This is a genomic window from Pedobacter frigidisoli (genome assembly GCF_032678525.1).
GTDB classification, from domain to species: domain Bacteria; phylum Bacteroidota; class Bacteroidia; order Sphingobacteriales; family Sphingobacteriaceae; genus Pedobacter; species Pedobacter frigidisoli_A.
The window spans coordinates 1-667 of record NZ_JAVTSE010000024.1 but is presented as its reverse complement, the minus strand read 5'-3'; the positions used below and the strand labels follow the sequence as shown (position 1 = coordinate 667).

1 pseudogene is annotated in these 667 nt (G+C 45.3%); it reads right to left on the bottom strand.

Features of this window, described 5'->3' with window-relative positions:
- Positions 1 to 667, bottom strand: a pseudogene (locus tag R2Q80_RS21890) (hypothetical protein); the annotation flags it as partial.

Genomic DNA, 667 nt, shown 5'->3' with positions numbered 1-667 from the left:
AATCACGTCCAATCCAGCCGGGGTTTTACCAGTTACCGTTGCGGTATTGCTATAGGTACCTGCATCCACATCCCCTTGAGTCAAAGTATGAGCAGCAGTAAGTGTTACACTTGCCCCAGGGGCCAAACTAGCCCCTGGAGAACCAGAAACCACGGCATTTGCATCGGTAATTACCAGATTGGTTAAAGTAACATTGCCGGTGTTTTTAATAATTAAATTATAGTTCAGAACCCCTCCAACTACCGTTGGTATTGATCCATTGATTGTTTTAACCAAAGTCACTGAACCCGCCGGCGTAATGGTAGACACTGTCGGCGTATCATTAGTCTCCGTCGTTCCTGAGACATCGGTCACATCCAATCCAGCTGGTGTTTTACCAGTTACCATTGCCGTATTGCTATAGGTACCTGCATCAACATCAACTTGAGTCAAAGTATGAGCAGCGGTTAATGTTACACTTGCGCCCGGAGCTAAAGTAGAAACTGGTGAGCCGGTTACTATGGCATTGGCGTCCGTAAGCACCAGATTGGTTAAAGTGACATTGCCGGTGTTTTTTACAACAAGATCGTAATTCAATACCTCTCCTGCTTTATTAGGAACAGTACCGTTAACAGTTTTCACTAAAGTAACAGCACCAGCAGGCGTAATAGTAGCCACTGTTGGTGTA